Source organism: Pedobacter glucosidilyticus (genome assembly GCF_002483235.1).
Classification (GTDB): Bacteria; Bacteroidota; Bacteroidia; order Sphingobacteriales; family Sphingobacteriaceae; genus Pseudopedobacter; species Pseudopedobacter glucosidilyticum_B.
In genome coordinates this window covers 93141-118906 of the sequence record NZ_DLHN01000037.1, presented here as the reverse complement: position 1 = coordinate 118906, position 25766 = coordinate 93141, and the positions used below count along the sequence as shown (strand labels likewise).

The 25766-nt window shown below is 33.7% G+C and carries 21 protein-coding genes and 1 riboswitch; of the genes, 12 read left to right on the top strand and 9 right to left on the bottom strand.

Translation table 11 applies throughout. The features are described from left to right. The first annotated feature begins 33 nt into the window (after window positions 1–33). From B2745_RS15865 to B2745_RS15855, 3 genes are read left to right on the top strand one after another with little or no spacing between them, the layout of a single operon-like run. The gene (locus B2745_RS15865) at window positions 34–2598 is read left to right on the top strand and encodes a putative LPS assembly protein LptD (protein WP_304068688.1); all 2565 of its coding nucleotides are present in this window, start codon (window positions 34–36) and stop codon (window positions 2596–2598) included. Between the two features lie 5 nt (window positions 2599–2603). Then, window positions 2604–3854 (top strand): competence/damage-inducible protein A, encoded by a 1251-nt coding sequence (locus tag B2745_RS15860; RefSeq protein ID WP_304068685.1) that lies wholly within the window; start codon window positions 2604–2606, stop codon window positions 3852–3854. Window positions 3855–3900: 46 nt separating this feature from the next. Next, window positions 3901–5292: a dihydrolipoamide acetyltransferase family protein gene (locus B2745_RS15855; RefSeq protein WP_304068682.1), complete on the top strand. Its 1392-nt coding sequence runs from the start codon at window positions 3901–3903 to the stop codon at window positions 5290–5292. Window positions 5293–5346: 54 nt separating this feature from the next. Here B2745_RS15855 and B2745_RS15850 read toward each other — a convergent pair whose 3' ends face one another. The 3 genes from B2745_RS15850 to B2745_RS15840 form a co-directional block, all read right to left on the bottom strand. Next, on the bottom strand, window positions 5347–6402 hold the full coding sequence (locus B2745_RS15850; RefSeq protein ID WP_304068679.1) for a homoserine O-acetyltransferase family protein: 1056 nt from the start codon (window positions 6400–6402) through the stop codon (window positions 5347–5349). A 29-nt stretch (window positions 6403–6431) separates the two neighbouring features. Further along, window positions 6432–7736, bottom strand: coding sequence for an O-acetylhomoserine aminocarboxypropyltransferase/cysteine synthase family protein (locus B2745_RS15845; protein WP_304068676.1), 1305 nt, complete (start codon window positions 7734–7736; stop codon window positions 6432–6434). 198 nt (window positions 7737–7934) lie between these two features. Next, window positions 7935–8037: riboswitch (SAM riboswitch) on the bottom strand. Window positions 8038–8156: 119 nt separating this feature from the next. After that, entirely contained in the window at window positions 8157–9281 is a 1125-nt protein-coding gene (locus tag B2745_RS15840; RefSeq protein WP_304068674.1) for a trans-sulfuration enzyme family protein, read from the bottom strand. A gap of 103 nt (window positions 9282–9384) precedes the next feature. Between B2745_RS15840 and mqnE the strand changes: the two genes are divergently transcribed. From mqnE to B2745_RS15825, 3 genes are read left to right on the top strand one after another with little or no spacing between them, the layout of a single operon-like run. After that, the gene (gene mqnE / locus B2745_RS15835) at window positions 9385–10578 is read left to right on the top strand and encodes an aminofutalosine synthase MqnE (protein WP_304068671.1); all 1194 of its coding nucleotides are present in this window, start codon (window positions 9385–9387) and stop codon (window positions 10576–10578) included. A gap of 11 nt (window positions 10579–10589) precedes the next feature. Beyond that, window positions 10590–11225: a histidine phosphatase family protein gene (locus B2745_RS15830; RefSeq protein WP_304068668.1), complete on the top strand. Its 636-nt coding sequence runs from the start codon at window positions 10590–10592 to the stop codon at window positions 11223–11225. Between the two features lie 18 nt (window positions 11226–11243). After that, window positions 11244–11984, top strand: coding sequence for a menaquinone biosynthetic enzyme MqnA/MqnD family protein (locus B2745_RS15825; protein ID WP_304068666.1), 741 nt, complete (start codon window positions 11244–11246; stop codon window positions 11982–11984). Here B2745_RS15825 and B2745_RS15820 read toward each other — a convergent pair. Continuing rightward, window positions 11976–12842 (bottom strand): nucleoside phosphorylase, encoded by an 867-nt coding sequence (locus B2745_RS15820; RefSeq protein ID WP_304068663.1) that lies wholly within the window; start codon window positions 12840–12842, stop codon window positions 11976–11978. The genes B2745_RS15825 and B2745_RS15820 overlap by 9 nt on opposite strands. A 2-nt stretch (window positions 12843–12844) precedes the next feature. Next, complete coding sequence (locus B2745_RS15815; RefSeq protein ID WP_304068660.1) at window positions 12845–13339, bottom strand: YajQ family cyclic di-GMP-binding protein; 495 nt, start codon at window positions 13337–13339, stop codon at window positions 12845–12847. Between the two features lie 66 nt (window positions 13340–13405). Here B2745_RS15815 and B2745_RS15810 point away from each other — a divergent pair, with 66 nt between their 5' ends. The 6 genes from B2745_RS15810 (at window position 13406) to B2745_RS15785 (ending at window position 21233) form a co-directional block, all read left to right on the top strand. After that, window positions 13406–13978 carry a hypothetical protein gene (locus B2745_RS15810; RefSeq protein ID WP_304068657.1) on the top strand — a complete coding sequence of 191 codons (573 nt, stop codon included), beginning with the start codon at window positions 13406–13408 and terminating at the stop codon, window positions 13976–13978. 122 nt (window positions 13979–14100) lie between these two features. Next, on the top strand, window positions 14101–16155 hold the full coding sequence (ppk1, locus tag B2745_RS15805) for a polyphosphate kinase 1 (protein ID WP_304068654.1): 2055 nt from the start codon (window positions 14101–14103) through the stop codon (window positions 16153–16155). Between the two features lie 2 nt (window positions 16156–16157). Further along, entirely contained in the window at window positions 16158–17036 is an 879-nt protein-coding gene (locus B2745_RS15800; protein ID WP_304068651.1) for an exopolyphosphatase, read from the top strand. A gap of 102 nt (window positions 17037–17138) precedes the next feature. After that, entirely contained in the window at window positions 17139–18371 is a 1233-nt protein-coding gene (locus tag B2745_RS15795; RefSeq protein ID WP_304068648.1) for a metallophosphoesterase family protein, read from the top strand. Window positions 18372–18529: 158 nt separating this feature from the next. Continuing rightward, window positions 18530–19783, top strand: coding sequence for an MFS transporter (locus B2745_RS15790; RefSeq protein WP_304068645.1), 1254 nt, complete (start codon window positions 18530–18532; stop codon window positions 19781–19783). Window positions 19784–19802: 19 nt separating this feature from the next. After that, window positions 19803–21233: an L-serine ammonia-lyase gene (locus B2745_RS15785; RefSeq protein ID WP_304068642.1), complete on the top strand. Its 1431-nt coding sequence runs from the start codon at window positions 19803–19805 to the stop codon at window positions 21231–21233. 4 nt (window positions 21234–21237) lie between these two features. Here B2745_RS15785 and B2745_RS15780 read toward each other — a convergent pair whose 3' ends face one another. From B2745_RS15780 to B2745_RS15765, 4 genes are all read right to left on the bottom strand, one after another. Further along, complete coding sequence (locus B2745_RS15780; protein WP_304068639.1) at window positions 21238–22449, bottom strand: ROK family transcriptional regulator; 1212 nt, start codon at window positions 22447–22449, stop codon at window positions 21238–21240. A gap of 89 nt (window positions 22450–22538) precedes the next feature. Next, complete coding sequence (locus B2745_RS15775; RefSeq protein ID WP_304068636.1) at window positions 22539–23714, bottom strand: class I SAM-dependent methyltransferase; 1176 nt, start codon at window positions 23712–23714, stop codon at window positions 22539–22541. Next, window positions 23704–24969 (bottom strand): aspartate kinase, encoded by a 1266-nt coding sequence (locus tag B2745_RS15770; RefSeq protein ID WP_304068634.1) that lies wholly within the window; start codon window positions 24967–24969, stop codon window positions 23704–23706. The genes B2745_RS15775 and B2745_RS15770 overlap by 11 nt, the downstream gene beginning before the upstream one ends. Further along, window positions 24969–25766 (bottom strand): DUF3298 and DUF4163 domain-containing protein, encoded by a 798-nt coding sequence (locus tag B2745_RS15765; RefSeq protein WP_304068632.1) that lies wholly within the window; start codon window positions 25764–25766, stop codon window positions 24969–24971. The genes B2745_RS15770 and B2745_RS15765 overlap by 1 nt, the downstream gene beginning before the upstream one ends.

Here is a 25766-nt window from a genome sequence, read left to right as displayed (position 1 = left end):
ATTTGTTTACTAACAAATGATGCAATTGGGCAAGTGGACACGTTAAAAACAAAAATTAACGCTATTGCATCTACAGATTCTACCCAAACGGATTCTGTTAAGAAAAATTCTAACAAAAATACAATTAATGATAAAATTGTAGCTACCGCAGAAGATTCTACTTTTTACGATGCTAAAAACAATATCATTTATTTATACGGAAAGGCAAAAGTTGTTTACGGTGAACGAGAAGTTGATGCCGGTTTTATTAAATTAGACCAAAAGAACAATACTATTTTTGCCAAAGGAACTATAGATTCTTTAGGTAGGTTTTCTGGTTTACCTATTTTTAAAGATCCTTCTCAGGGTACGCTCACTGCCGATTCTGTTTTTTACAATTTTAAAACCTCTAAAGGCAAAATATATCAGGTATATACCGAGCAGGATGGAGGATTTATTACCGGTGGAAGAATTAAAAAGCAACAAAACGAGGAAGTCCACATGAAAAAGGTTACTTATTCTACTTGTAATCTTCCAGATCCACATCAGCATTTTGGTATCATCATTACAAAAGGTATTGCAACAGAAAAAACCATTGTTACCGGACCAGCCTATTTGGTTATAGAAGATGTTCCGCTTCCTTTCGTACTTCCTTTTGGCTTTTTCCCTAAGCCTAATAAAAGGGTTTCTGGAGTTTTGTTACCTAATTTTGGCGAAGATGCTCGTTTGGGTTTTTTCTTGAAAGATTTTGGGTATTATGTAGGTTTAAATGATTATTGGGATTTAACCCTAAGAGGTGGTGTTTACTCAAAAGGTTCTTATGAGATGAATGCAACCAGTAATTACACCAAACGTTACAAGTATAACGGTAACTTGTTCTTTTCGTTCTTTTCAACAAAATCTGGGGTAGAAGGTACACCAGAATATGAAAATCCAAGTAAAAACTTCAATATCAGATGGACACACACACAAAATCCAAATGCTAAACCAGGAACTAATTTTAGCGCATCAGTAAATGCAGGTTCTTCATCTTATTTTAGACAAAGTGGTGTTCAGGATTTTACTCAAATAGCTCAAAATACCTTAAATTCAAGTATTTCATATTCTAAAACATGGGCAAATACACCGTTTAACTTAAGTACTAGTTTGTCTCACAGTCAAGATTTAACCACCAAACAAATACGTTTAGGTTTACCAACTTTAAATTTCAGTATGTCTACCATCAATCCTTTTGATAAAAAGGATAGGGCGGGAGAGCAAAAATGGTATCAAAGAATTGCAGTAGGCTATAACTTAAACTTTGATAACCAGTTAGAAACAACAGATTCTTTATTGTTTACCAAAGAAGCATTAAGAAAAGTAAGAACAGGTATTCAACACAGTATCCCGGTTTCTTTATCATCACAAATATTTAAATATTTCCAGTTTAGCCAAAACCTATCTTATAATGAACGTTGGTATTTACAAACCATCCGTAAAAATTATATTTTAGCACCTACAGCCAACGGAACTAAAGATTCTTTAGCTATCGACACCATTCAAGGTTTTAGAAGAGCCAGCGAATATTCTGTAGGTACCCAAGTGTCTACAAAAATTTATGGTTTGGTAAATTTCAAAAAAGGTAAGGTTGCAGCCATTAGGCATGTGATGACACCCAACGTAGGTATTTCTTACCGTCCAGATTTTGGTCAGGATAAATATGGTTATTATCAGGATGTGAGGTCTAACCAAGCGGGAGATGTACAGCGTTACTCTATTTTTGAGAATAGTATTTATGGAGGGCCGGGTTTGGGTAGGCAAGCATCCATGACTTTTGGTTTAGAAAATAATATCGAAATGAAAGTGCGTAATGCTAAAGATACTACAAACGGAGGTATAAAGAAGATTCCTATTCTGCAAGGCTTAAACATCAATGGTAATTATAACTTCTTGGCAGATAGTTTTAAACTTTCAACACTTTCTTTCTCAGGAAGAACCTTTTTTACCGAAAAATTAGGTATTAGTTTTACAGGTGTATTAGATCCCTATGTTTACGAAACAGAGGAGTTTAATGGTGTTTTAAGAGGTAGAAGATTAGATAGATATACTTGGCAGGAGGGGAGCTTACCACGTTTACAAAACTTTAGTTTTTCTTTTGATTATAGCTTAAACTCGACAACTTTAGGCAAAAATAATGCTACCAATAATCCTCCAAATCAGAATAGTGATTTGTTTAACAGGGTAAGTCCGCAACAAGCCGCACAATTACAACAAATAAGTAGAAATGCCAACGCTTTTGTTGATTTTAATATCCCATGGAATTTAAGCTTTTTCTATAATTTCAATTATATCAATACAGGTTTTGAGAAAGATATTGTACAAACACTTAATGCTAACGGAGACTTTAACTTAACGCCTAAATGGAAAGTTCAATTTTCATCGGGTTATGATTTTAACTCTAATACCATTAGCCCAACATCTTTTGCTATTTACCGCGATTTACATTGTTGGGATTTATCCATCAATTGGAGTCCTTTCGGGATTTATAAATTCTATAGTGTTAATTTAAGAGTTAAAGCATCCATACTTCAAGATTTAAAATTAAGTAAGCGTACATCAAACGCAATCCAAAGATTCTAAAAAATATGCTTGCAGAAATTATAACCATTGGCGATGAGATTCTTATAGGCCAAATTATAGACTCCAACTCGGCCTGGATGGCAGTAGAGCTTAATAAAATAGGCGTTAAAGTAAAGCAAATCACTTCTGTTTCTGATGATGCTGAGCATATTAAAGAAGCACTACGTGAGGCAGAGAAAAGAGCTAATATTATTTTGATTACCGGTGGTTTAGGGCCTACAAAAGACGATATTACCAAAAAAACATTAGCCGAGTTTTATAAAAGTGGAGGAATGGTTTTACACCAGCCAACTTTAGATAAAGTTGCTGCTATTTTTGCCAAATATAACGCTCCATTAACCGAGTTAAATAAGCAACAGGCTATGGTGCCAGATAATTGCGAAGTTATCTTAAACGAAAATGGAACTGCACCCTGTATGCTATTTAGAAATAAGGATAGGATGATTGTATCTATGCCTGGTGTGCCATTTGAAATGATGGCTTTGATGCAGGATAAAATATTACCCCTTATAAAAGCCACTTATAATTTACCCTCCATATTCCATAAAACTATTTTAACAGCTGGTATTGGCGAGTCTTTCTTGGCCGAAAAAATAGCGCATATAGAAGATAGTTTGCCTGCTTATATTAAATTGGCTTATTTACCTAAACTAGGTATTGTTAGGTTAAGATTAAGCACAGTAACGGGTATTACTCCAGAAACACAGCAAGAAGTAGAACATTTTGCTGCGCTCATTAAAAATGAGATAGAAGATTTTTGGGTTGCAGATGAAGATATTCCTCTGGAAAAAGCTATTTTAAATTTAATGGACATACAAAAGCTAACCCTTAGCGTTGCAGAGAGTTGTACTGGCGGTTATCTTTCACACTTACTTACTCAGCATCCAGGTTCTTCCTCGGTGTTTTTAGGTGGAGGAATTGTTTATTCTAATGCTTTAAAAATGAAGCAATTAGGGGTAAATGGTCAAACTTTAGATACTTATGGTGCTGTTAGTGAGGAAACAGTTACGGAAATGGCCAATGGAGCAATTAAAAATTTTAATAGTGATTATGCTATTGCCATTAGTGGTGTTGCTGGTCCTGATGGTGGAACGTTAGAAAAACCCGTTGGTACAGTTTGGATAGCAGTTGCGCACAAAAATCAAACTATTGCCAAGAAATTTACTTTTAGTAATAAACGTTTGCAAAATATAGAAAGAGCAGCTATTGCGGCTTTAAATCTTTTATTACGATTACTTAAGCAACATAAAGCATAAAAATCAATCAAATTGTTATTTTTGTTATAAACGATAAATAATTCTTATGGCTCAATACAAATTACTATTGCCAAAAATGGGTGAAAGTGTAGCGGAAGCAACAGTTATCAGATGGGAGAAAAATCCGGGTGATAATATTGAAATAGACGATATTGTATTGGAGGTAGCAACAGACAAAGTTGACTCTGAGGTACCATCGCCGGTAAAGGGTAAATTGGTACAGCAGTTTTTTGCTGAAAATGAGATAGCTCAAGTAGGGGATGTTATAGCTATGATAGAAACAGAGAGCCAAATGGATGATGTTGTGCAAGAAGAAAAAATTGAAGTTGAGCACATAACAGAAGAGTTAAGTAGCATGCAGGAAGAAATCCCAGCCCCAGAAGAACCAGAAGAAGAAATTCCTTTTGTGCCAGCAACAGAAGAAAAAGAAGACTCAAGTTTTCAATATACAGAGTCAGGAAGGTTTTATTCTCCATTAGTTAAGAGTATTGCACAAGAAGAAGGATTAGATTTAGCAGAGCTAGACAAAATTCAGGGCACTGGCGCAGAAAACAGGGTTACAAAAAATGATTTACTCAATTATATTGCAGAGAAAAATCAAACTCAACGTTCATATCAGAAAGAAAGTAACCAAACCCATAAAGTAGATAGCAGTAAAGAAGGTTTTAGTTATCATGATGAAATGCCTTCACAGCCAAAATCAACACAGACAGTAACTTACGGAAACGGTAATGATGAAATTATCGAAATGGACAGGATGCGCAAGCTTATAGCAGATCACATGATTAGTAGTAAGCAAACTTCTGCTCATGTTTGCTCTTTTGTAGAGGCTGATGTTACGAACTTGGTGCAATGGAGAAATAAGGTAAAAGATGCTTTTGAAAGAAGAGAAGGCGAAAAAATAACATTTACTCCAATTTTTGTTGAAGCAGTAGCAAAGGCCATTAAAGATATGCCAATGATTAATATCTCTGTAAATGGCTCTCAAATCATCAAGAAGAAAGATATTAATATTGGTATGGCTACAGCATTACCAAGCGGAAATTTAATTGTGCCGGTAATTAAAAATGCCGACCAATTAAATATGGTTGGTTTAACCAAAGCAGTTAATGATTTAGCTGCCAGGGCTAGAATAAATAAACTACAGCCTGATGAAATACAAGGGGGTACTTTTACCATCACTAACATTGGTGGCTTTGGTAATATTATGGGTACGCCAATTATCAATCAGCCGCAGGTAGCTATATTAGCAGTTGGTGTAATAAAGAAAAAACCAGCAGTAATAGAAACTCAGCATGGAGACATGATAGGTATTAGACACATGATGTATTTATCATTATCTTATGATCATAGGGTTGTTGATGGTGCGCTAGGTGGTATGTTTGTAAGAAAAGTTGCCGATTACTTGGAACAATGGGATAGCAACAGAGAAATTTAAGTTTCAATTTCTGAATATAAAAAAACCGATTAGTTTTCTAATCGGTTTTTTTTATTAAGCAACTTGTAAGCTGCTTTGCTCTCTTTCTAAAGTTTTTTCTCTTAAAAATTTAGAGATGATGCTTTCAAGTTTACTAACCTCAAGCAAAAATCCATCATGCCCATAAAGCGAATCAATTTCATGATATGATGCTTCTGGAATATGTTTAGCTATAAATTTTTGCTCATGTGTTGGGAAAAGCAGATCAGAAGCTATACCAATAACTAAAGTGTTTGCTTTTATGCTTGCTAAAGCAGCTGCTACACTCGTTCTTCCTCTTCCTAGGTTATGGCTATCCATAGTTTTGGTTAAATACCAATAACTATAGGCATTAAATCTGTTAACTAATTTCTCCCCTTGATAATTTTGGTACGATGAAGATTTAAATGAATCTATAACTTCGTTAGATGATTCTATTTGCTTATCAGCATAACAATGGTATGTTCTGTAAGATAATAAAGCAATACTCCTAGCTGTTTTTAAACCTTTTTGTCCGCCTGTTGCTTCTTGTGTGTAAAAAGTTCTATCGGTTTCTATAGCCAATCTTTGCGATTCGTTAAAAGCAATTCCCCAAGCAGAATGTTGTGCATTAGTAGCTAAAACAATTAGATTTTTAATCCTATCAGTTTCTGAAACAGACCATTCTAAAGCCTGCTGACCACCTAAAGAACCACCAATTAACATCTCAATGTTTTCTATTGCTAAGTGTTGCGCTAAAAGTTTGTGCGCTTCAACCATGTCTCTGATGGTGATTTTTGGGAAAGACAAATAATAAGGTTGCTTAGTACTTTCATTAACAGATAAAGGATTTGTAGTACCATAAGGAGAACCTAAAATATTAGCACAAACAATAAAATACTCCTCTGGGTTAAATAAATCATTTTCACCAAACAGGCCTTTCCACCAATCAAGCACATCAGAATTTGCAGTTAAAGCATGGCAAACCCACACTACATTGCTTTTATCAGCATTTAGCTTACCAAAAGTATGGTAAGCTATGTTTAGCTTTTTAAGTCTTTTACCACTTTCTAGCTTAAACTGCTTTTTGTATTGAAATATCTTTACACTCATCGCAAACATCAATTAAAAAGGTCAAAAAATTATTTAATGGCGTCAAAAGCTTGAGCAAAATCAGCTTTAATATCATCAATATGCTCTATACCAACAGAAACTCTTAATAAAGTTGGTGTAACACCTGCTTTTAATTGTTCATCAGCACTTAATTGTTGATGTGTAGTTGCAGAAGGCTGGATAATAAGTGTTTTTGCATCACCCACATTTGCTAAATGGCTGGTTAGTTTAAGTGCATCAACAAATTTGATGGCATTTTCTTTATCACCTTTTAGCTCGAAAGATAATACGCCGCCAAAACCATTTTTTAAATATTTTTTAGCTAAAGTATGGTAAGGAGATGATTCTAAACCAGGATAGTTAACCGCTTGTACCGCCTCATGATTTTCTAACCACTTTGCTAATTCTAAAGCATTATCAACATGTCTTTGTACTCTTAAAGAAAGGGTTTCTAAACCTTGAATCAATAAGAAAGAGTTGAATGGAGAAATAGCAGGACCAAAATCTCTTAAACCTTCTACTCTTGCTCTGATGATAAATTGGATGTTACCAAAAGGACCGTTAACACCAAAAACATCAGAGAAAACTAAACCGTGGTAACCTTCTGATGGTTCTGAGAATTGAGGAAATTTGCCGTTACCCCAGTTGTAATTTCCACCATCAACAATAACACCACCAACGCTAGTACCGTGTCCGCCAATCCATTTTGTTGCAGATTCTACTACTACGTTAGCACCATGCTCAATTGGTCTAAAAAGGTATCCACCAGCACCAAAAGTATTATCCACAATCAAAGGAAGATCGTGTTTTTTAGCTAAAGCCGATATTTTTTCAAAATCAGGAATGTTAAAAGCTGGGTTGCCAATAGTTTCTAGGTAAATAGCTTTAGTTTTATCGTCTATCAAGGATTCGTAAGCTTCAGGTGTTTCCTCGTTAACAAAACGGGCCTCAATACCTAACCTCTTAAACTGAACTTTAAATTGGTTGTAGCTACCTCCGTATAAATATCTAGTAGAAACAAAGTTCTCTCCAGACTGGATAATATTTGCTATCGCAATGAATTGAGCTGCTTGTCCTGATGCTACTGCTAAAGCCGCTACACCACCTTCTAAAGCTGCTACTCTTTGCTCAAAAACATCAGTAGTTGGGTTCATTAAACGTGTATAAATGTTTCCGAACTCTTTTAAAGCGAATAAGTTAGCCCCATGTTCTGAGCTGTTAAATACATAAGATGTGGTTTGGTACAATGGAACGGCTCTTGAACCAGTTGTTGGATCTACTTGTTGGCCAGCATGTAATTGCAGGGTTTCAAATTTCAAATTTTGATTAGACATTGTATGATATTTTAAAATGTGAATAATAAAGTTTGTTATAAATGTTTTATGGGATAAAGAGGCGCAAGAATTAGCACATACAGCAACACATGTTACATTTTGCATTAGCAAATTGTAAAACAAGAGTGTTTTGATTTCCTTTGAGCAGGAAATTAATTTGTTGTAAGATGAATGCTAAACTTTTCATGTCTTTAAATTAATTTATATTTCCCTTTCGGGTCAGGATTTGGCACCTTTCACAATTATTGTGAGGTTGCCAGTGGGTCTTAGAGCCTGTTCTCTTACCACTTCTTTATAAATCAAGACCTTTTCTGAAGAGGAATTGATTTTGGTATTTAAACCAAATAATGTTTCAAAGATATATTTATTTGCTTTGTTTTTCCAAATAAAATTTTGAATTTATCTTTATTTTGTTGATTATTAGTGTTTTAAGTTTTTTAAATTTTGGTCTAAATCATCAATTAAATCATCAATATGTTCTAAACCAACAGAAACTCTTAATAAATTTTTGGGTGTTTTGGTATCTGGGCCTTCCACTGCGTAACGATGCTCTATTAAACTTTCAACTCCTCCTAAACTTGTTGCTTGGGTAAATATTTTTAGTCCATTAATCAAATCAAATGCTGCTTTTTCACCACCTTTTAAAGTGAAAGAAAGCATACCACTATAGTTTAACATTTGCTTTTTTGCTAATTCATGCTGCGGATGTGATGCTAAGCCGGGATAAAAAACAGCTTCAATAGCCGGATGATTTTCTAAATAAATAGCCAATTTCATGGCATTTTCTATATGCCCACGCATCCGGTAAGGTAAAGTTTTAATACCTCGAGTAATCAGATAACAATCAAAAGGAGAAGGCGTTGCACCGCCAAAACCTTGTACAGTTCTAATTTTCTCCCAAAATTCATCTTTGTTTTTGGTGATGATAGCGCCACCAGTAACATCGCTATGGCCATTTAAATATTTGGTGGTAGAGTGCATCACTAAATGGGCACCTAAGGTTAAAGGTTGTTGGCAAATAGGTGTTGCAAAGGTATTATCAACAGCAAAAATAAGTTGATGCTTTTCGCAGATTTTAGCTATGGCAGCAATATCAGCCAATTTTAATAATGGGTTAGATGGTGTTTCGGCCCAAATTAACTTTGTTGAGGCATTTATAGTGCTTTCTATTAAAGATAAATTAGTAAAATCAATAAAATCAAAAGTTAAAATCCCTTTAAATAATATTTTAAGCTGATTTCTTAGTCCGTGATACATATCATCAGGACAAATAATGTGAGAGCCGGGTACTAAAGCTTGAAAAACCGACATGCCAGCGGCATTACCGGTAGCAAAAGCACAAGCATCTTCACCGCCTTCCAACAAAGCTAAAACACGCTCTAAAGATTTCCGGTTAGGATTATCAGCTCTTGAATAAATGTATCCACCTGGATATTCGCCATTGTTTCTTTCAAAAGTAGTAGACAAAATTAAAGGCTGTACAACTGCTTTTGTAGCTTCATCAACCTTATTGCCTGCATGTATAACTAGCGTTTCTAAATTCATGGTTTAATAACTTACAAAAGTAAACTTAATACAAAAGTGTTTGTTTTACATTAAGTAAACTAAAAAAAGCTTGCTAATTATTAATTTTGACAAAATTCATAGCATGAACGCAGACCATCAACTCACAGTACTTTTACAAGATGCTCATTTGGAGGTTTCTTTAAAAGAGATAGCCTTAAAAGTACAAAATGGAGAGAGAATAAGTTTTGAAGAAGGAGTTCTTTTATATGAAAAAGCTGATTTATCCTATTTAGGAGTTTTAGCAAATTATATCAGAACCAAGAAACATGGTAACGTTACTTATTTCAATAGAAATTTTCATATAGAGCCAACAAACTTATGCGTTTACGATTGTAAATTTTGCTCTTATTCTCGTTTAATAAAAGAAAGAGCAGAAGGTTGGGAGTATACCATGGAGGAAATGATGGCCATTGTAAAATCTTATGATGACCAGCCTGTTACAGAAGTTCATATTGTTGGGGGTGTATTACCGCAATACGATATGAAATTTTATATGGATTTCTTTACGGCTATTAAAAAGCATCGCCCAGATTTACATGTTAAAGCACTCACTCCGGTAGAATATCATTACATCTTTAAAAAAGCCAAAGTAGATTACGCTACTGGCATGCGGATGATGAAAGAAGCTGGCTTAGAGTCTATGCCGGGTGGTGGAGCAGAAATTTTTCATCCAGAAATAAGAGAGCAAATTGCTAAAGACAAATGCGATGCCGAGCAATGGCTGCAAATACATGAAGAATGGCACAAATTAGGCATGCGTTCTAATGCAACTATGCTATACGGTCATATAGAGGAATATTGGCATAGGGTAGACCATTTAGAGAGATTGAGGAATTTACAAGATAAAACAGGTGGTTTCCAAACTTTTATTCCGTTGAAATTCAGAAATCAGGATAACCAAATGTCTCATGTGGCAGAATCAACCGTAGTTGAAGATTTAAGAAACTACGCTATTTCTAGAATTTATCTGGATAATTTTGAGCATATCAAAGCTTACTGGGCTATGATAGGTAGAAATACCGCCCAACTATCCCTTAATTTTGGTGTTGATGATATTGACGGTACTTTAGACGATACTACCAAAATATATGCTATGGCTGGTGCCGAGGAGCAAAACCCTGCCATGAGCACTAAAGATTTAGTGAAATTGATTAAAGCAGTTGGTAAAAAACCAGTAGAAAGAGATACTTTATATCATGTTATCAATGATTTTGAGCATGCTGATTTCCCTGAGGATGAAAAACCAAAATACTACGCTTTACCCGTTATTAATTAAAAACATATAGTTTGGATAAGAAGAAAAATAAAAAGCTTTACGTCATCAGGCATGGTGAAACAGATTTCAACAAAGATGGGATTGTACAAGGCAGGGGTGTTAATTCTGATTTAAATGCTACAGGAATAGCGCAAGGTGAAGCTTTTTATAAAAAATACAAGTATATTCCTTTTGATAAAGTTTATACATCAACCTTAAAAAGAACGCACCAAACGGTAAAAGGCTTTATTGATGATGGCTTAGCTTGGGAGCAGTTAGCTGGTTTAGATGAGCTGGCGTGGGGTGTTTATGAAGGTCAAAAAAGTAATGCAGCATTAAGAGAGGCTTTTATTAATTTGATACAGGCTTGGGCTGCTGGTCATTATGATGTTAAACCAGAAGGAGGCGAAAGTCCGAATGATGTTTATGTAAGGCAAGCAGCTGCAATGGATTACATCACCAAGCAAGAAAATGAACATACTGTTTTAATTTGTATGCATGGTAGGGCTATTCGTTTATTAATGTGTTTATTGATGAAAAAGCCATTGTCTGAGATGGATACCTATCCGCACCAAAATACTTCTTTATATGTTTTAAATTATGATGGAGAGGGGTTTGAGATAGAAGTTTTTAATAGTTTAGCGCATTTAGAAGAGCAGGGTTTATAGGTTTGATTTTATTTTAAGATGATAAGAGTTTCTGCGGTTAGTTATACCAATACATTACCCTTTATTTATGGTTTAGAGCATCATCCTGTTAAAGAAGAAATACAATTAACGGTAGATTATCCGGCATTGTGTGCTCAAAAGCTCATAGATGATGAAGCTGATATAGGTTTAATACCTGTTGCATCCTTATTAAAATTACCCGAATATCATTTAGTATCTGATTATTGTATAGGGGCTAATGGTGCTGTAAATTCTGTTTATATTTTTAGCAATTGCCCGGTAGAAGAAATAGAATTTTTACAATTGGACCCCGAGTCTAATACCTCAAATAATTTAGCTTTTGTATTGTTAACGCATTATTTTAAAGTTAACCCGGTGAGGTTAATTAACGCGACAGATTACGGCGAGCTTAAACATCCAAAAGCCGCATTTGTACAAATTGGAGACCGTACTTTTGGCAAGCAAAATCTATATCCTTATGCTTATGATTTAGCTCAAGAATGGAAAAATTTCACAGGTTTACCTTTCGTTTTTGCTGCTTGGGTAAGCAATAAAAAGTTACCAGAGAAATTTGTTACTGATTTTAGCGATGCTTTAAAGCTAGGTTTAGATAACCTTAAAGAAGTCTTTAAAACCATGCAAATGCGAGATGATTTTGATTTGGAAGATTATCTGCTACATAAAATAGATTATCCTTTAGATGCTCAAAAAAAGGAAGCTTTAAAGTTATTTCTAAATTATGTTAAAGAATTAAGCTAACTTCTCTAAAACTTTTTTCAGCATATTTTCAACTATTAAAGTTGGGTTAGTTGCAAACTCAAAATTTAAGCGACTAGCTAAAATGGCATTTATAGAAATAGCTTCATGCCCTAAAGCATTGGCAAGAGCGTAAATTCCTGCGGTTTCCATCTCTAAATTGGTAACTGTATAATGGTTTAAATTTAAACTTGTTAACCTTTCAATAAGGTTATGGATTTTATTAATTGCTCTTACTTTTCTGCCCTGTGGAGCGTAAAACCCAGGAGCCGTTACCGTTATCCCTTTAGGAATATCAGCAGCTAAAGAATTTAATAAAGAAGCTGAAGCTGATGTTAAATAAGGAGATAAGCCTAAATCTTGAAGAGAAGATTGAACTTGTTGCTCTAAAGCTTTATCTTCAGCGTTTAGGTTTCTTTCATAATAATGCATCAAACTATCTAAACCTAAACCATGTGAAGATGCTAAAATGCTACCCATTTCTACATTTTTATTTATGCTTCCTGATGTTCCTAGTCTAATAATTTGTAAAGTTTTATGGTTTTCTTTTACTTGTCTTTGCTCAAAATCAATATTAGCAAGTGCATCCAATTCGTTTAAAACGATATCAATATTATCAGTACCAATACCAGTTGAAATAACGGTTATTCTTTTTTTACCGATATAACCCGTATGCGTAATAAACTCTCTTTTGCCCTTTTTTAGCTCAATTTTATCAAAATACTTGCTCACCTCTGGCACTCTTTCTTGGTCGCCAACAGTAATAATGGTATCAGCAATATCTTCTGGTCTTAAGTTTAAATGATAAATACTACCATCAGTATTTATGATTAAATCTGATGCTGCTATCGTTTTTTCCATACTTAGTTTCTCATGTTGATGTATTGTAGGGGCTGGCCAAAATTATCGCCTCTGCAAAGTTGTATCACAGCTTGTAAATCATCAATTTTTTTGCCTTGTACCCTTACTTGGTCTTCCATGATAGAAGCCTGAACTTTTAATCCAGAATCTTTAATTTTCTTTACAATCTTTTTAGCTGTTTCTTTATCAATACCTTCTTTAACATCAATATCTTTCCTAATCATGTTACCAGAAACACTATAATGCGGTTTTTCTAAGTTTAAAGCATTAGGGTCTAAATGTTGCTTCACCATTCTAGAAATGATAGAATCAATAATCGCTTTTAAGCGCATATCGTTCTCTGTTATCACAGTTAGCGCATTGGTTTTTTTATCCAATTCTATAGAACTTTTAGAATCATGAAAATCATAACGATTTAAAATCTCCTTTTTTGCATTGTTAATAGCGTTATCTAATGTTTGGCTATCTAGTTTACTTACGATATCAAATGATGGCATACAAAAACTTAATTTGATTAATTGAGTTTTTAAAGATAGATTTAAATAAAACAATAAAAAAGTATTATGAAAGTATCAAAAACCAAAGGGGTAAATAGAAAAGTTAAAAAACAGCTTAAAAACGATTTAGAAATTAACCTTAAAGCCAAGCTCAAAGATTTTATTGTGAGTTTGGGGCATGACGCTGAGGATATAGGCTCCGAATTAAAAAAGGCTAGTAAGCTGCTAGCTAAAAAACTAGCCGCTAAAATTAAAAGTGTAAAAGATATAAAGGTTAATAAAACGGATACTAAAAAAGCCGAAGTAAAAGTGAATACCTTAAAATCAACACAAAAAGCGGAAAAAGTAATTGCAAAAGCAGTTAAAAAGGTAAATACCAAGGCTGCTGATATAGAAGAAATTATTAAAAAGGAAGTTGTAAACCCAGCTAAAGTAGTTTTAGATGATGTTAAAACTGAGGCTCCAAAAGCGACTACTCCTACTAAAAAAGTAGTAAAAAAAGCCCCTGCACCAAAAGCTGTACCCACCAAAAAAACTGTTGATAAAGCAGTAACTGTAGCCAAGCCAGAGGCACCAAAAACAGCCAGCAAAGCACCTGTTAAAAAAGTAAATAAATCATCAACTAAGAAAACAGAGTAGATAAAGTAAATTGCTGCATCAATTTTGATAGGTATTACGTGTTTTTGAATAATGGTTAACAGTGTTTATACTTAACACATAGTTAACATTAAATTTTGCAGCTTTGGATTTCGTGGTATATAATGACAAATAGTAAACCTCCAATTTTAAATAGAGAAATTAGTTGGCTATATTTTAATGATAGGGTTTTGCAGGAAGCTGCGGATAAAACTGTCCCTTTGATAGAGCGCATAAAGTTTTTAGCTATATTCTCCTCTAATTTGGATGAGTTTTACCGTGTACGTGTTGCTACTTTAAATAGGTTAACAACTGTTGTAGACAAAGTAAAAGAGGAATTAGGCTATAATCCTAAAAAAATCCTCAATCAAATTAAAAATATCGTTATCAAACAAGAAAGAAAGTTTAATCTTTTGTATGAGGAGATTATCAAAGAACTTTCTAACAATAAAATTTTTATCCTTAATGATAAGCAATTAAACGTAAGTCGGGGAGCTTTCGTAAAATCGTTTTTTAGAGATAAGCTTTTATCTGCTATTGTGCCTATTATTTTAGATGAAAAACAGCCTTTTCCAGAATTAAAAGACAGGGTTATTTATTTTTTGGTTAAGCTATCCAAGAAAGATAAAAAAACCAAAGTAAAATATGCTTTGGTTGAGCTTCCAGAAGGAATTAGCAGGTTTTTAATTTTACCAGAAACCAACAATCTGAAATTTATTATTCTGGTTGATGATATTATTAGGTATTGTTTAGATGATGTTTTCTTCATTTTTGATTATGATGAAATTGAAGCATATTCTATACAAGTTACCCGTGATGCCGAACTGGATTTAGATAAAACCGTTAGTGATAAATTTATAGAAGCATTATCTAAAAGTTTACAAAAACGTAAAAAAGGTAAGCCAATGCGCTTACTTTATGATACCGCCATGCCAATGGATATGCTATCAACCATTGTATCAAAATTAAATTTAAACTCAGAAAGCTTAATACCAGGTAACAGATATCATAATTTTAAAGATTTTATAAGTTTTCCTAATGTAGGTTTAGATGATTTAGAATATAAAAAGCAAACGCCGCTGCCGGTAAAAGGCTTAAGCTATTTTAAAGGGTTATTCGAGTTGATTAAACGAAAAGATTATCTTATCAGTCTGCCTTATCAATCTTTTGACTATATCATCCACTTTTTAAGAGAAGCCGCCATAGATCCAAAAGTTACAGAAATACACATTACTTTATATCGCTTAGCAGAAAATTCTAAAGTAATTAATGCGCTTATCAACGCATCACGTAATGGCAAAAAGGTAAATTGTTTGGTTGAGCTTAAAGCCCGTTTTGATGAGCAAGCCAACATTTATTGGACAAACAGACTAGAAGAAGAGGGGGTAATGGTTAACTATGGTATCACAGGTTATAAAGTGCATTCTAAAATTTGTTTAGTTACCCGTATAGAAAAAGGTGTTAAAGTACATTATGCTAATTTAGCTACGGGCAATTTTAATGAGAAAACTGCTGGTATCTATGGTGATCATAGCTTATTTACTGCTAATCCTAAAATTACGGATGAATTAAGTAAACTGTTTATAGCCATTTCTAAAAAAGCAATTTCTAAAGATTATAAGCATTTAATAGTTTCTCCTTTAGAAACTCGTCCTAAATTATTCGCACTTATTAATCAGGAAATTAAAACTGCCAAGCAAGGTAAAGAGGCTTACATCATCTTAAAAATGAATTCGCTTGCTGATGAGCAAACCATCAAGAAGCTTTACGAAGCTAGCAATGCGGGTGTAAAAATTACATTGATAGTACGTGGTATGTGTAGCTTGGTTCCTGGAAGAAAGGGTTTTAGCGAAAATATTGAAGTGATATCTATTGTAGATAAATATTTGGAACATGCTAGGATATGGGTTTTTGCAAATGGAGGGAAAGAAAAAGTCTTTTTATTATCAGCCGACTTAATGACTAGAAACTTAGATCATCGGGTAGAAGTTGGTTTCCCTATTTATGATGAGACTATCAAACAGGAAATTAGAGATATTATAGATATACAATTAAAAGACAATACCAAAGCCAGAGAAATCAATCATCTCAACAACAATAAATATCGTAAAACTGGTCATAAAGAACCTTACCGTTCTCAAATAGAGATATATAATTATTTAAAACAAAAACATAGCTAAAATTGAAATACGCAGCAATTGATATTGGTTCTAACGCAGTAAGACTCCTTATAGCAGATATTATAGATAACGACGGAACCATCTCTTTTAAAAAAAACACTTTAGTAAGAGTACCTTTAAGGTTAGGTGATGATGCTTTTTTGGAGAAAAAAATTTCTGAGAAGAAAGCTACTGATTTATATAAAACCATGTTAGCTTTTAAGAACCTTATGGATGTTTATAAAGTTGAAGATTACATGGCTTGTGCAACATCGGCCATGCGTGAGGCGGTAAATGGCGAGGAACTTACAACAAAGGTAAAAGAAGAAATAGGTCTTGATTTAGAGGTTATTGGTGGTCAAAAAGAAGCGAGCATCATCTACGCCAGCCATATAGAACAAACGCTAGATCGCAAGAAAAACTATTTATATATAGATGTTGGTGGCGGAAGTACAGAACTTTCGGTATTTAGTCATGGCCAAATGGAAGCCTCAAAATCTTTCAATCTAGGTACTATCCGTATTTTGGATAATCAGGATAGAGAGGAAGAATGGCAAGATATGCAAACCTGGATTAAAGAAAATTGTAAAGATACCAGAGACCTTATAGGCATTGGCACAGGAGGTAACATCAATAAATTATTTAAGTTATCTGATGAAAAAGAAGGTGCTCCCTTATCTTTTACAAAACTTAAAAACTTAGAAAATTATTTAAGTTCTTACTCTTTAAAAGACAGAATCAATGTCTTAGGCTTAAATCAAGATAGGGCAGACGTTATTATCCCTGCTTGCGATATTTTTCTTAAAGTAATGAAATGGGGTAATATTAAAAACATTTATGTGCCCAGAGTTGGTATGGTTGATGGAATTATTCAACTATTAATAGAGAAAAATTTTAAGTAGTTGAGATTAATTTAGCTAATTAGATTTAGGCTTTGTATTTTTAGAATCGAAATTCTGAGGAAAATTTCAGATTTCCAAGCTGTTAAACCAAAATTAATCCACATGATTAAACATTTGCTAAAGGTATTTAGCTTTCTAGCTTTCTTTATTTTTGCTTGTAAATTACAAGCTCAAGACAAAAAAATAGTTGCTGGTCTACTTCTTACTTGGGTTGATGATCCAACATCTACCATGGTCATTGATGTTCATACACTAGGCGATTATCAAGGTAAAAACACCTTAAACTATAAATTAGCTACAGAGAAAAAGTGGAATGAATTTCAGGGAGAAAGTTTTGCCTTTCCATTTTCTACCAAAAAAATCAATAGATTTTACTTGAAAAATCTTACAGCAGCAGGTAATTATGAGTTTACTTTTGGTTCTGATAAAACAGTTTACAGGTTTAGAACCATGCCGCTTAATACCAAAAAAGGTATCACATTTATTACAGGCGGTGATACCATGCATGAAAAAGCTCACATGGATAGAACCAATAAGGCTGCTTTAGCATTAAATCCAGATTTTATAGTCTTAGGTGGAGATTTAGCTTACGCAAATGGCTTAGAAAAGAATTTGGGAAGATGGGAGCAATGGTTTCAGTCGGTACAAGAAACGCTTATAGATAAAGATAACAGGATTATACCTATTGTAGCAGGTATCGGAAACCATGAAGTTGTTGATGGAACTTATAAAAAGCATCCTGATTTTAAAGATACCAACGAGTGGAGGAAAAAGATTGCTCCTTACTTTTATACTTTTTTTGCTTTCCCGGGTTTAAGAGGCTATAATGTTCTTGATTTTAAAAATTACCTTTCTTTAGTAGCTTTAGATACAGATCATTCTAACCCAATCAAAGGCGAGCAAACCCAGTGGTTAGCTCAAACCTTAGCCACTAGAAACAAAAAAGTAGATTTTATATTCCCTTTCTATCATGTGCCGGCTTATCCATCAAACAGAGCGTTTTCTGCGAGTAACAGTAAAGAAATAAGAGAAAATTTTGTGCCTTTGTTTGAGAAAAATGGGGTAAAAGTAGCTTTTGAAAATCATGACCATACTTATAAAAGAACATATCCTATCTTTGAAAATAAAATTGATGAAACCGGTAAAGGTATTGTTTATATGGGCGATGGCGCATGGGGAGTAAATACAAGACCAATAACCAAAAAAGAATGGTATTTAAAAGAAGCGCAAAGTATTAGACATTTTATTGCGGTAACACTAAAAAACAATCAAGCATTGTTTAGGATGATTAATGAAAATGGCGTTCAGTTTGATAGTTACCAATACAAGAAATAATGACTTACATTTTCTGATGTTAAAGGTGGCTTTACAAATAGTGAAGCCATTTCTTTTTTAGGATAAATTAAACTTTGACTTTTTAAAATATTTATTAATTTAGCCAAACAAAGTAAAATAAATCAAAAGTTTTTAACCAATTATTCTAAATTTTCTATATGGTTTCTTCTAGCCAAGAACAAAATATTCAGCCCAAGGCAGGTCTTTTAAGTGCTGCTGTAATTGTAGCCTCTTTAGGTTACTTTGTAGATGTTTATGATTTACTGCTTTTTAGTATTGTGAGGGTACCTAGTTTAGAGTCTATGGGTTATTTTGGACAAACCTTAACAGATAATGGTATCTTTCTTTTAAACGTTCAAATGATAGGTTTGCTATTAGGGGGTATTTTTTGGGGCATACTTGGCGATAAAAAAGGTAGACTTTCTGTGTTGTTTGGTTCTATTTTTATGTATTCGGTGGCTAACATCGCTAATGGTTTTGTAAACTCGATAGAAGCTTATGCTGTTTGGCGTTTTATAGCTGGAGTTGGTTTGGCAGGAGAGTTGGGAGCTGGTATTACTTTAGTGGCCGAGCTAATTTCTAAAGAAAAAAGAGGTTATGCCACAACAATAGTGGCTGCTGTGGGGGTTAGTGGTGCTGTAGCAGCTTATTTTGTTGCACAAATTTTTGATTGGCGTACCTGTTATTTTATTGGTGGAGGTTTAGGTTTATCCTTGTTGTTATTAAGAATAGGTGTATCAGAATCAGGGATGTTTGGTAAAACCAAAGAACAAGAACATGTAAATAGAGGCGATTTTTTCTCGCTTTTTAGTAATAAGAAGCGTTTTTTTAAATATCTGAGATGTATTATCATTGGTGTGCCTTTATGGTTTGTAGTTGGGATTTTAATTACTTTATCGCCAGAGTTTGGTAAGGTTTTGGGCGTTCAAGGTAATGTAAATGCTGGTGCTGCTGTTGCCTGTTGTTATGCCGGTTTGGTGTTAGGCGATATTGCTAGTGGCTTGTTAAGTCAGTGGTTAAAAAGCCGCTTAAAAGTGGTTTATGTTTATTTGTTTTTATCAGTAGTAGGCGTTGCGGCATATTTCTTTTTGTCTGGTATAAGCTTGTTTGCTTTCTACGCAATATGCTTATTCCTAGGTTTTTCTGTAGGCTATTGGGTTATTTTTATGACCATAGCAGCAGAGCAGTTTGGTACTAATATTAGGGCGACCGTTACTACCACAGTACCTAATTTTGTTAGAGGTGCAGTAGTTCCTTTATCATTACTTTTTCAGTTCTTTAATAAGGTATTTAACGGAACTTTTATACACGCAGGTATTATTGTTGGTGTCATAAGTTTAGGATTAGCTTTTTGGGCCTTAAATAAAATGCAAGAAACTTTTTCTAAAGATTTAGATTATTTAGAAGACTAAAATTTTTATTTATCCTGCTATGTTAGCCGAACAAATTTCTGTTTTTGATATCCTTAAAATAGGTGTTGGTCCTTCAAGTTCACACACGCTTGGTCCCTGGAGGGCTGCGCAACGTTTTGTAAAAGATTTACATGCAAACGGCAAACTCAATCAGGTAAATACTATTCATGTTGTTTTATATGGTTCGCTAGCTAAAACAGGTATTGGGCATGGTACAGATATAGCTTTAATGTTAGGTTTAGGCGGTTTTGATCCGGTTACGATGGACATCAACCAAATAAATCCGATAATAAATAGTATCAAAAACGACAAAAAAATAAATCTTCATCAGCAACATTGCATAGATTTTAATTACGCTAAAGATATTGAGTTTTTAAAGCAAGAATCCTTGCCTTATCATCCTAATGCCCTCACTTTTATTGTGGTATTAGCCTCGGCCGAGGTTTATCAGGAAACTTATTATTCTGTTGGTGGTGGGTTTATCCAAAAAGAAGGAGAAGAAACCTTAACTTCTGCTAAGACAACAGCACCTAAATACGAAACACAAACCGCTGCCCACTTACTTAATGCTTGTACAACAGCAGTTAAAAACATCAGCAGTATAGTTTTAGAGAATGAAAAATGCTGGAATACAGAACTTGTTATAGATGAAAAATTGCTTCAAATATGGCAGGTGATGATAGACTGTATCTATAAAGGGTGCCATGAAGAAGGAATTTTACCCGGTGGATTGCTTGTAAACAGAAGGGCGGCCGCTATTAATAAAAGGTTATTATCTGGTAAAAAATATCATAACCAATACGAGTGGATGGCTGCCATTAAAGAAAATGGTAATGGTTTTCAGTATACTTTAAATTGGGTTAGCTGTTTTGCTTTAGCTGTAAACGAAGAAAATGCTTCTTTTGGCAGGGTAGTAACAGCACCAACAAATGGTTCTGCAGGTGTTATTCCGGCTGTTTTAATGTATTATATTGTTTTTTGCAATGGTCAAAACAACAGTAAAATCATACAATTTTTATTAACTGCGGCACAAATTGGAAGTATTTTTAAACAAGGTGCAACTTTATCTGCTGCTATGGGCGGTTGCCAAGCAGAAATCGGCGTAAGCTCGGCAATGGCAGCAGCTGGTTTAACAGAAGTTTTAGGTGGCAGCCCAGAGCAGTGTTTAATGGCAGCAGAAATTGCTATGGAGCATCATCTAGGGCTTACATGCGATCCAATTGCTGGTTTGGTTCAAGTTCCTTGTATTGAGCGTAATACGATGGGGGCAATAAAAGCTATTACAGCTGCTCAATTAGCACTACAAAGTGAGCCATCAAAAGCAAAAGTTTCTTTAGATAGTGTAGTTAAAACCATGTGGGAAACGGCTTTAGATATGAATTCTAAATACAAAGAAACATCAGAAGGTGGCTTGGCGGTTAATATTCCAATAAGTTTAAGTGATTGTTAGTTTTTTATGCGATGTTAAACACACGATTTCTTGATAATAAACAAGCACCTACAACACCAGATTTTTCTCCTAGTTGTGAAATCTGAATTTTAGTATCAACATTTACTAAACTTAAAGAATATTTATTGATAGCACTTCTGATAGGAAGTCTTAAATAATCTCCAGTTGCTGCCAAACTACCTCCTATAACAATCAGTTCTGGATTGAAGATATTGATAAGTAATGCAATACCTCTTCCTAAATTATCAGCCATATCGGCTAGTGTTTCTATCGCCAAGGTATCGTCCTGATTAACAGCTTTAATAATATCTTCCAATTGTATATTTTTCGGATCTCTATTAATAGATGAGGCTAAACCCGAAGCTAATTTTTCTTTAAACATGCGTAGTAAATAATTTCCTGACGCTTCTGTTTCTAAACAGCCTTTTTTACCACAATAACATAAAACTTCATTTTTAAACATCGGGATATGTCCAAATTCTCCGGCAAATCCAGATTTTCCGTAATAGAGTTGGTTATTAATGATGATGCCAAGTCCTAAGCCATAATCAACATTTAAAAACAAAACATTTTTTTCGCCATTTACTACACCTGATGAGAACTCTCCAAAAGCCATTGCATTAGAGTCGTTTTCTAAAAAAACCTTAATACCTAAACTGCTTTCCATAATTTTATTTAATGGCTTTTTATTAAAATGAAATGCGTTGTAGCTATTGCCAGTGGTATAATTAATTCTACCGCTTAAATTAATACCAATGCCTAAAATTTTATCTTTAGGAGTTTTTAAGCTTTTGATGAAATTTCTAATCAATTCATAAAGTTCATCCAAAGATTCCTGAGTATTTGCCAGTTGATAAGGCAAATGCTCGGTATATTTAATGATATTCTTTTTTAAATCTGATAAACCTATATTGATATGCGTTTTTTTAACATCAACTCCAATAAAAAAAGCCGATTCTGCTACTAAACCATAAATATTAGGTTTTCTTCCTCCGGTAGATTCTACTTTTCCATAATCTTTAACCAGGCCATCGGCAAGTAAATCATTAAGAATATTATTAACTTTTGGAGCGCTTAAAGCTAATTCTTTACATAAATCTGCAATGGTAGAGTTTCCAGTATTTGCAAAATATGAAATTACTGCTTTTTTGATGTTGATATTTTTAAGAGCTACCCCTGCTAAGCTATCATTGTTTATTTCTTCAAAAAATGTCATTTTTTTAATTTAAAAATCATGAAAATTTAGGCTGTGTTTAAGTCTGGATATTTAATAGATGTTTAATTTGTTTCAAATGTAAAATAATTTCAGATAATTCTTTCTGCAATTATCATAATCTTTAATCCATTAGAAATGGTTGTACAATACAAATAGGTATCACCACCATCTTTTATCTTAAACTTTTTCTTCACCTCTTCTGGTTTCAACGGAAAATTTCTGCATATAACATTTGCCTGTTCTATTTGTTGTCTAGAAAATTGCTTTAAATCATAATACGCTTTAATCTTTAAAACACGACCTGGAAAATCTTGCTTTAATACTGTTGAAGTATATACATGCGAATGCTGATGTAATTTATATAAGTCAAACTTTTGGGCAATACTTTTAAAAAGACCAGCTTTTAAAATAGCAGCATCTGGCTCATACAAATAAGTTTCGGGGTTTTTATAGCTTGGGCTGATGATGTTTTCTTCTTCCAGATATGGAAATTCTAAGATATTTTGATGATCAACACTTAATAAAGCACAAATAATTTTAGTTGCTGATGCTTGCTTTTCTATAATGAATAAAAGCTCTTTACACTCGTTATTTACACTTACAACATGTATTTCGCTTACATATTTAAGCGCCTTAACCGCTGCATAAATATCTAAAATAGGGGCTGCTTTTAATATGATTTTTGAAGCTTTAGATAAATAAAAATCCAGATGTTGGATAATGTTTGGCTCGCAATCTTGCAATAAAAATACTTTCGAGTTTTCTACTCTTCTAGAGGGGTCTGTATAAATAATATCAGTTTGCTGTATTTTTTGCAGGTATTCATGGCTATCGCCGGTATGAAATGTAATGTTCTGAGCACCTAACAATTGGTTGTTGTGTTGTGCTAGGGCAGATAGTTGCGTATTAAGTTCGCAATGTACAACCTCTTTAGCTTCTTTAGCAAAGTAAAAATCATCAACACCAAAACCACCTGTTAAATCAACCAATTTGGCATTTTTAACCAATTTGCTTTTATAAAGTGCTGTTATTTCTGATGATGACTGCTCTAAGTTTAGTTTTGGTGGATAAATAATGCCATCAGTATTTGCCCATAAGGGGAGCTTTTTGGCTGTTGCTTTCTTCCCTTGTATTTGGTTAGCAATTTCTTTTACATCAATACCTTTAAACGGGGAGCCTTTTAAGATAATTTTATTCACATCGACATCGGCGTTAAGCCTAATATAATCCTGAACTTCTTTATCTAAAAGTGCTTTATTCATCATTTTTTAGGATAAACTGTGCTGTTGTTCTGCTTCTTTGTTCTAGCAATAAACTCTTTGCTTGTGCATAAGTTTTTATGCTATCTTCTGTAGCATGCCTAATAGTTATAAGCTGTAAATGATTGTTGTATTTATAACTAAAATTTGCCTCAAGTAAATTTTTAAGCTGATTAAACTTGCTTTCATCATCATCAAAACAAGCAGAAAAACTAAGTGCTGATACCTGCATCATGTTAATTTTAATATTTGTTTGAGAAAAAGCCGCAAATAAATCTTTTAGATGATGCTCCGTCATAAAAGAAAAATCTTTAGTTGATATACTCAACAACAGTTGGTTTTGCTTTACAATCAAAATAGGAATCCGAATAGCAATATCGGCTTCCTTAATGATGGTTCCTGCCTCTTCTGGTTGCATAAAAGGCTTCACAAATAGTGGAATACCTTTATTTTGTAACGGTTTAATGGTTTTTGGATGAATAACTGTAGCACCATAATAAGTCATTTCTATGGCTTCTGCGTAAGATAATTCGTCCAGTTTTTGGGTATCTTTAAATAATTTGGGGTCAGCATTTAAAATACCCGGTACATCTTTCCAAACGGTAACTTGGCTTGCATTTAAACAACTTGCAAAAATAGATGCAGTATAATCAGAACCTTCTCTGCCCAAAGTAGTTGTGAAATTTTCTGAGGTATTGCCAATAAAACCTTGTGTAATGGCCATTTGCTCTTTCAAGATAGGAGGGATGCCTTGAGCAATTAACTTTTCTGTTTTCTCCCAGTTAATTTTGGCTTCGCGGTAAGTATTATCCGTTTGGATGTAGGAACGGGCATCAAGCCATTTGTTGTTAATACCAACGGTATTTAAATAATGACTGACTATCTTGGTAGAAAGGATTTCGCCAATAGAAACTATTTGGTCGTAAATGAAATTAAACTCATCTTGTGGTTCGTCTTCAATTATCCACTCAATTTCCACAAAAGTGTTATTAAGCTCATCAAAAACTTTGGCGTTTTTATTCTCAAAAAGTTGGTCTAAAATACTAAAATGATAAGTTTTAATCTCGTCTAGAATATCAAAAACATCATCTTTTTTATCAAAATAGCTTTTGGTAAGTTTTTCTAAAGCATTGGTAGTTTTACCCATAGCAGAAATAACCACTAATAGCTGTTTACCGATGTTTTTCTTAAGTATAAGACTTAAGTTTTTAATACCATCGGCGTCTTTTACAGAAGCGCCACCAAATTTGAATACCTCCATTATAGTTTGAATTTTGATAAAATACTTTCTTTTTTTATGATTTCTTGCATGTCTTCGTATGGGATAAGCAGTTCTGTTCTGCCATAAGCATACGCTTTAATCTCGTAAGGGTTATACATAAATTTTAATCCCTTATCGGTGATGATGAAGTTCTCATTAAGCTTAAACTTTTGCTCGTCAAAGAAATAGCTGTCTAAGTTATCATCGGCTTTTAAGCCTTCTTGTTTTCTAAAAATTTGCTCGGCAATAGTATTTAATTGCGCTCTTTCATCTTTATCAAAAATATCTTTTAGTTGTATAATTTGATAGTCTTTTTTAGAAACATTGAAATACTGAATGGTTTCTAAACCATGTGCCCCACCCGTATAAACATAGGTTTGATAAGCGAAATTGATAAAATCTTTATCCTGATAAGCTATTCTAAAATTCTGATCCCATGCGTAGCCTGCTGGGCTATCAGGAAACTCTTTTTTAAACCTTAGATAATCGTTAATAAAAGAATCTGCAGCTAAGTTTAAATTATTTGTTGGTACACCATTATAAGGTAAAGTAGTAATGATTTTGCTGACAAATTTGTTTAAAGAATCTGTTTTAAAAACCGGGTAAACAGCTTTTACATAGGCTTCGCAAGTATCACTTTTACAGCTTGGTGTGGTTTTATAAAAGTTTATAAGTTCATAAGCTAAGGTATCTTTAGCAATTTGTTTAGCATGTTCTTGTTCTGCCTGTTTTGGCTTATTTTGATTACAGCTAATAAATGTAAGAGCAATGAAAGCTAGTAAAATATAATGTTTCAT

Coding starts and splice junctions, on each gene's coding strand:
- B2745_RS15815 (WP_304068660.1), bottom strand. CDS start 13,339: ATGCCATCATTTGATATCGTAAGTAAACTAGATAGCCAAACATTAGAT.
- B2745_RS15845 (WP_304068676.1), bottom strand. CDS start 7,736: ATGTCTAATCAAAATTTGAAATTTGAAACCCTGCAATTACATGCTGGC.
- B2745_RS15840 (WP_304068674.1), bottom strand. CDS start 9,281: ATGAATTTAGAAACGCTAGTTATACATGCAGGCAATAAGGTTGATGAA.
- B2745_RS15765 (WP_304068632.1), bottom strand. CDS start 25,766: ATGAAACATTATATTTTACTAGCTTTCATTGCTCTTACATTTATTAGC.
- mqnE (WP_304068671.1), top strand. CDS start 9,385: ATGAACGCAGACCATCAACTCACAGTACTTTTACAAGATGCTCATTTG.
- B2745_RS15860 (WP_304068685.1), top strand. CDS start 2,604: ATGCTTGCAGAAATTATAACCATTGGCGATGAGATTCTTATAGGCCAA.
- B2745_RS15850 (WP_304068679.1), bottom strand. CDS start 6,402: ATGAGTGTAAAGATATTTCAATACAAAAAGCAGTTTAAGCTAGAAAGT.
- B2745_RS15780 (WP_304068639.1), bottom strand. CDS start 22,449: ATGACATTTTTTGAAGAAATAAACAATGATAGCTTAGCAGGGGTAGCT.
- B2745_RS15810 (WP_304068657.1), top strand. CDS start 13,406: ATGAAAGTATCAAAAACCAAAGGGGTAAATAGAAAAGTTAAAAAACAG.
- B2745_RS15790 (WP_304068645.1), top strand. CDS start 18,530: ATGGTTTCTTCTAGCCAAGAACAAAATATTCAGCCCAAGGCAGGTCTT.
- B2745_RS15770 (WP_304068634.1), bottom strand. CDS start 24,969: ATGGAGGTATTCAAATTTGGTGGCGCTTCTGTAAAAGACGCCGATGGT.
- B2745_RS15795 (WP_304068648.1), top strand. CDS start 17,139: ATGATTAAACATTTGCTAAAGGTATTTAGCTTTCTAGCTTTCTTTATT.
- B2745_RS15775 (WP_304068636.1), bottom strand. CDS start 23,714: ATGATGAATAAAGCACTTTTAGATAAAGAAGTTCAGGATTATATTAGG.
- B2745_RS15825 (WP_304068666.1), top strand. CDS start 11,244: ATGATAAGAGTTTCTGCGGTTAGTTATACCAATACATTACCCTTTATT.
- ppk1 (WP_304068654.1), top strand. CDS start 14,101: ATGACAAATAGTAAACCTCCAATTTTAAATAGAGAAATTAGTTGGCTA.
- B2745_RS15820 (WP_304068663.1), bottom strand. CDS start 12,842: ATGGAAAAAACGATAGCAGCATCAGATTTAATCATAAATACTGATGGT.
- B2745_RS15855 (WP_304068682.1), top strand. CDS start 3,901: ATGGCTCAATACAAATTACTATTGCCAAAAATGGGTGAAAGTGTAGCG.
- B2745_RS15785 (WP_304068642.1), top strand. CDS start 19,803: ATGTTAGCCGAACAAATTTCTGTTTTTGATATCCTTAAAATAGGTGTT.